Source organism: Haliscomenobacter sp. (genome assembly GCF_041740695.1).
Classification (GTDB): Bacteria; Bacteroidota; Bacteroidia; order Chitinophagales; family Saprospiraceae; genus Haliscomenobacter.
The window spans coordinates 1-6,393 of sequence record NZ_JBGSLK010000049.1 but is presented as its reverse complement, the minus strand read 5'-3'; the positions used below and the strand labels follow the sequence as shown (position 1 = coordinate 6,393).

1 protein-coding gene is annotated in these 6,393 nt (G+C 48.1%); it reads left to right on the top strand.

Annotated features, from left to right (window positions below; genetic code table 11):
* Nucleotides 1-213: 213 nt before the first annotated feature.
* Nucleotides 214-6,393: hypothetical protein (locus ACEW9O_RS10680; protein WP_373550150.1), on the top strand; the 6,180-nt coding region annotated here is incomplete at its 3' end.

Genomic DNA, 6,393 nt, shown 5'->3' with positions numbered 1-6,393 from the left:
GAATAAAAAATAGGATGGCAAAGTTTTCTTTGCCGCCCTATTTTTTTGAATGCGATGAATTGTTTTTAACTTAAAGTAAAAAAAATCATAAGTAACGAAAAATTAACCCAAAATGAATCAAATAAACCATTGGATTTGATATTGTTCATTTACAAATTGCTACCTTTCGACATTCTTAGTGTAGACTTTATGTAAGTTTAGCAAATCATGACCATGAAAACACCTCTCCTTTCCCAAGCGTGTAGTGCTATACACGTACGCTTAAAAATTTATTTGTTCATTTTGTTTGGCTGTTCAGTCACTTTGGGCATTGCCCAAAATCCCGATAATCTCTCGAATCAAACGCCTAAAAAGGCCCTTTGGTCGGAAAGAGCCAACACCAAATTGGCGAACTTTTATCAGATTCAACAAGACTTCAACCAATATTGGGAAGGGAAAAAAGCGGCAAAAGGCCAAGGATACAAGGTCTTCAAACGCTGGGAAACTTTCATGGCTCCCAGAGTATACCCTTCTGGCGATATGGCCTTGCCATCCATGACGTATAACAACTATATCAACTGGCAAGAAAACTATTCGAACAGGCCTCCCAAGGAGAAACTAGCCGCATCAAGCATTGCAAACTGGACTGAATTGGGGCCACTTTCCAAACCTTCCGGCTACGATGCAGGAGTAGGTAGAATAGATTTTGTACGTTTTGACCCTACCAATAGCAACACCATATATGTCGGTGCCCCGGATGGTGGCTTGTGGAAGTCAACCAATGGTGGCACCAATTGGACGACGAATACCGATTTTTTGACCGTCATTGGTTGTGCTGATTTGGCTATAGACCCTACGAATACCCAAAACATGTATTTGGCTACGGGCAACTGGGAATTTGACCGGAGAAGTATTGGTATCTTAAAATCAACCGATGGCGGAGCCACCTGGAATACCACCAGTTTGGTTTGGACCGCATTGGACAACTATAAGATCAGGAAACTGTTGATGCACCCTAGCAATCCCTTGATTATGATGATCGCCACGGATGGAGGTATCTTCAGAACAACCGATGGCTGGGCTACCTATACTATGATAGCAAGTCCAGGAGTTACCAGTTTTTACGACATGGAATTTAAGCCTGGTGATCCGAATACCGTTTATGCTGTAGGTACTGATTTCTGGAAATCCATCGACAATGGGGTCACTTGGACCCAAATTACCACTGGATTGCCCGCAGCGGCATCCGTGTCACGGGCCGTATTGGGAGTCACTGCGGCTAATGCTGCTTATGTGTACATCCTGATGGGCAATGCCAGTAGTGAATATTTAGGGACCTACCGCTCTACAGATAGTGGCGCTTCTTTTTCTCTTCAATCCTCTCAAACAGTTCCAGCAGCTACGCCAACGCCCAATATATTAAACGCCTCAAAAGATGGTACGGGCACTGGTGGACAGGCTGGTCATGATTTGGCCATTGCCATTTCTCCTGTCGATGCTGATTTGGTTACCATCGGAGGCATCAGCCAGTGGCGGTCTACGAACGGCGGCGTAAATTGGACTTTATTGTCTTATTGGCTGGGTACTGACACCAATTATCCAGGTGATGGTGATGGACCACCAGATTATGTACATGCGGACATCCAAGACATTGTTTATTTACCAGGAAGTAGTACCACCATGTTCGCTACTTGCGATGGGGGAATATCTAAATCTACGAATAACGGGTTGAATTGGACCGACATCAGCAATGATTTGAGAGTAGCACAACAAAGTAATATTGCCTTGTCTGCTGCTACTTCCGGCCTAATGATAGCCGGACTTCAGGACATCGGTACCCTTTTAAACAACGGAGGTTCTTGGTCGGTTATCAATGGTGGTGATGGTGAGTCCGCTTTTATCGACCGCACCAATGACATGAACATGGTAACCTCAAATCCTAACGGAGCGCATGCGCTGTCAACGGATGGAGGTGCAACCAAAAGTGATATTACCGGGCTTCCTCCCGGCTTATTGTTCTTTAGTCCCATTATCCAAGATCCCGTTACTGCGACTAAAGTTTATGCGGGGGGCAGAAATGAATTGTACGTCAGTACTGATTTTACGGCCACCTGGACGGCCTTGGGAACGCCTTTCGGCACGGGTGGTATCGTTCAGTTTGTAGTTGCGCCTAGCAATCCTGCGGTCATCTATGCCATCAAATTCGACGCAATCTCAAAGTCAACCGACTCAGGGCTTAACTGGACGAATGTGACCAGCACCTTACCCGTAGGAGCGGCGGCATTGATGAACCTCGCTGTGTCCAATACCGACCCCAACAAAGTTTGGGTGGTGTTCTCTGGCTACAGCGCAGGAGACAAAGTATTCAAAACCGTAGATGGAGGATCGAGTTGGGCGAATGTCTCGGCAGGTCTTCCGAATATCCCTATTAACGCCATTGTTTACAAAAATGGCACGGCCAATGACGAAGTGTACATTGGCGCAGATATTGGCGTGTATTATTTAGACAATACCTTGGCTGCTGTGGTGCCATTTTTTACGGATTTGCCCCGTTGTGCGGTAACCGATCTGGAGATTTTTTACCCAACTGGCAAATTAAGAGCTTCCACTTATGGCCGGGGCGCTTGGGAGAGCGATTTGTATGTGGCTGCTACCCCCGAAGTTAACCTTTCCGTAAGCACAAACAGCGGTACTGAAGCCGGAACGACGGTGGTCACCGTCACGGTTACCGCCTCAGCAGCAGTTTCCGGTCCTCAAACCGTAAGTTTGGCGGTCACCGGAACCGGAATCACTGCTGGCGATTTTAACTTGAGCAATACCACCATTACCATTCCCGATGGCCTGACCATAGGTACGGTAACATTTACGATAGTGAACGATGTATTGGTAGAAGGCCCCGAAACGGCCACCTTAACCATCAGCGGCCCCTCGGCGGGCATCGTTCTTGGTACAACCCTTTCCCAAAATATCGCAATTACCGATGATGATGCCTGTCCTGTTACCACTATTACGGTTACAGAAAACTCGGGCACTGCAGCCAATGATGGCACAACCTGTCCAGGTGCAACAGTGACTTTGGCCACTTCAGGTGGTGGGACCTACGCGTGGAGCACTGGCGCAAGCACGTCTTCGATCAATGTTGCCCCCAACATTACAACTACCTATACCGTGACCGTAACGAACAATAGCTGTGTTGGCTCAGCAACCCAAATTATCACGGTGAATCCCTTGCCAACTCCTTCCATTACAGCTGTCGAAAGCTCCGGTACGGAAAACAATGATGGCACCACCTGCGCAGGGGCAACAGTAGCTTTGTCCACTTCGGGTGGCGGCACTTACCTCTGGAGCACAGGAGCAACAACGTCTACAATCAACGTTGCACCAACCATCACCACCGGTTATTCCGTGACTGTGACGAATGCCAATGGTTGTTCGGGCACAGCTACGACCACGATCACGGTGAACCCCTTGCCAACTCCTTCCATCACGGTGACCGAAAACTCGGGTACGGCAAGCAACGATGGCACAACCTGTGCGGGAGCATCAGTGACGTTGTCTACGGTAGAAATTGGAGCCTATCTATGGAGCACAGGAGCAACAACGTCTACAATCAACGTTGCACCAGTCATTACTACAACATATACGCTGACTGTAACAAATTCCAATGGTTGCGCAGGCGTCGCCTCCACAATCATCACGGTAAATCCAGCATCGACTCCTGCTATCAGCGCAACGGAAACATCGGGAACAACAAACAATGATGGTACGACTTGTGCTGGCGCAACGGTGACTTTGGCTACTTCAGGTGGTGGCACCTACGCGTGGAGCACGGGCGCAACCACATCTTCGATCGACGTTGCACCAGCGATCACCACGATCTATAATGTAACGGTCACGAATGCTGGCTGTTCGGGTATGGCTAGTCGAACGATCACGGTGAACCCATTGCCTACCCCAACGATTACGGTGGGCGAAAACTCAGGTATAGAGAGCAACGATGGCACTACTTGCGCGGGCGCACTCGTGGTTTTGTCCACCTCAGGCGGCGGCACCTATCTTTGGAGCACTGGCGCAACCACGTCTTCGATCAACGTTGCACCAACCATAACCACTGGCTATTCCGTGACTGTGACGAATGCCAATGCTTGTTCGGGCTCAGCTACGACCACCATCACGGTGAACCCACTGCCAACACCTTCCATCACGGTGACCGAAAATTCGGGTACACCCAACGACGGTACAATCTGCTCAAGTACATCGGTAAACCTGGCTACTTCGGGTGGCGGTACTTATGCATGGAGCACAGGTGCTACCACTTCGGCAATTAACGTTGCACCAGCCATAACCACAACTTATACGGTAACAGTGACAAACGGCAATGGATGTTCGAATACGGCATCACAAACCATTGTTGTTAATCCTCTCGTTAACGCCAGCCTCAGCAAAAATGTAGACACCATTTGTACAGGTGGACAAGTAACATTTACTTTCCATGAAAGTGTTTATCCACCAGGAACCGAGTTTACAGTTACTGCGGATTTGACGGATGACAATGGCACCAATCCAGTTACCATTGCTGATTTAATCAATGGAGAACAATTTGTCTTTACTGAAGGAATTCAATTTACAGGCACTGGCACTGCGACGTTTTCGAATATCAAAGCCGTTCTGGAAGTAGGAGCATGTGAAGATACCATCAGTGGATTCAGCATTGTAGTAGTGAATTGTGAGGTGTCGATTAAAGACCCTTGCGTTTGCCTAAACAACTCGCCGGTTCGGGATAATGGCACCTACGGTAATGTGGGCACCTTTAGAGATACGGTGGAAGTTCGGGCACTAGTTGGACAAACATGGTCCGTAACCAGCGTAACGGGATTGTACGAAGATGCAGCAGGTACGGATCCGGTTGACCTCAATGACCTACTGCCTGAATTAAGCCCTGGGATTTACAAGTTACAGGGTTACCACGTAGATTCAGTTGGTTATACGATCTCTGTAAGCGATGGTCGCGGTAACACTTTGAGCATCGGGAATAAATGCTACTACCCAGATCCAGTGTTTACTGGCCTACCTTTGTTTGTCTCTCCTGCTGCACCCGCTTTTAATGTAACGGGTACGGTAGCCAACAACGCTACTGGAACAGGTACTTTTATCCTCAATGGAGTGCCGCAAGCAGGGGCTGGATCAGCCCCTACCGTACTGAGCATCAACCCAGCTTTATTGCCTTTGGGTGAAAATACTTTGGTGTATGAATTTGATGCAGATACAGCAGGTTCACAGAACCTGAGTGATCCTGGCTGCGTCCAAGAAGTTCGCCAAATATTCTCGGTTGTTGAAGAAAAATGCGCTTGTTTGAACTTGAACATAACCTTGGATGCCAATTGCCAATTCTTGCTCTTGCCTTCGCAGGTATCGAGCAATTGTGTAACGGGAACCGTACGGGTGATGGACAATATTCCTGGAAATGCAGGACTCATTGATTGCGCCGGAGTATGGACTTACGGATTGTTTGATGCCAATGGCAACATCATTTGCTGGGGAAAAGTAACGGCTGAAGACAAAACTGCACCTGCACTGGTTTGTGCACCTGCTGATTTCACGCTGGATTGCTACGATGTAAACTACGTGTTGAACAATCGCCTGACGATTGGCAACGTAGGTGCTACCAGCTCTCCACGCCCTGCAGCAACCAGTAGCCAAACCATCAACAACGCTGAAGGTGTTGCGGGTACTGGTGACAATTGCCAATTGGGCTTGATTCCTCCAGGCCTGGTTTCTGACAATATCAAAAACCTTGGTTATGCTTACTTCCGCGACAACTGCTTTACTTGCGGTTGCCGGGTGACGCTGAAGTGGAGCGACAAAGTGGTGTTCTACAACTGTGATCAAATGGCGGCCAACGGCGGTATCTATGCGACCATCTCTCGGGAGTGGGTAGCGACAGATTGTAATGGCATGAGCACTGCTTATGTGCAAAAAATCAACTTCACCCGTCCTGACATTGACGATTTTGTGTTCAATGGCCCTGGCGAAGGCAAATATGATCGGGTGGTGGAATACAATTCCTGTACCCCGGATAAGAGCCTGATCAAGAAGGCTGATGTAACACCTTATATCTGCAGCTACTTCAATACTTCAGCCAACCCACGTTGTTTGTACCTCGACGAAGTTGAATGCAACTATTCCATTTCGATCAAAGACACCGAATTCCCAATCTGCGGAGGCAAAGGGGTGAAGATCGATCGCGAACTGTATGTATTTGATTGGTGTGCTGGTGGTATCGTTGATACGTTCCACATCCTGATCAAAATTGGTGATTTCACTGCTCCTACTTGTGAGTATGCACACGGTGCACCTTACGACATTTCTACTGGCCCAATGGATTGCACTGCAGCCATTCCAGTAACCGTTGCT